Consider the following 716-nt stretch of genomic DNA (forward strand, 5'->3'; position numbering starts at 1 on the left):
ACCTTCTTGCCCTGCAGACCGAGTCGTTCGACTGGTTGCTGGGCAACGACAGATGGAAGGCCCGGGTGGAGGCGGCCCGTCAGGCCGGGCGCAGGGACGTCCCGTTGCAGTCGGGTCTTGAGGAGATCTTCGAGGAGATCAGTCCGATCGAGGACTTCTCGGGGACGATGTCCTTGTCGTTCCGTGATCATCGGTTCGAGCCGCCCAAGTACTCGGTGGACGAGTGCAAGGACAAGGACATGACCTTCTCCGCCCCGATGTTCGTGACGGCGGAGTTCATCAACAACACCACCGGTGAGATCAAGAGCCAGACGGTGTTCATGGGTGACTTCCCGCTCATGTCGCCGAAGGGCACCTTCATCGTCAACGGCACCGAGCGGGTCGTGGTCTCGCAGCTGACCCGTTCGCCGGGCGTCTACTTCGAGCGCAATCTCGACAAGACCTCCGACAAGGACCTCTATGCCTGCAAGGTGATCCCGTCGCGGGGCGCCTGGCTGGAGTTCGAGATCGACAAGCGTGACAGCGTCGGCGTGCGCATCGACCGTAAGCGCAAGCAGCCGGTCACGGTGCTGCTCAAGGCGCTGGGCTGGAGCCAGGAGCAGATCCTCGAACGCTTCGGCGCTTTTGAGTCGGTCCGCGCCACGCTGGAGAAGGACCACACGGCGGGCCAGGACGACGCGTTGCTGGACATCTACCGCAAGCTGCGTCCGGGTGAG

At 63.3% G+C, this 716-nt stretch carries 1 pseudogene; it reads left to right on the plus strand.

From position 1 onward, the window contains the following. Window positions 1-716 (plus strand): annotated as a pseudogene (locus tag KME77_RS02005) (DNA-directed RNA polymerase subunit beta); the annotation flags it as partial.

The sequence above is a fragment of the Nonomuraea rhizosphaerae genome (assembly GCF_019396405.1).
Classification (GTDB): Bacteria; Actinomycetota; Actinomycetes; order Streptosporangiales; family Streptosporangiaceae; genus Nonomuraea; species Nonomuraea rhizosphaerae.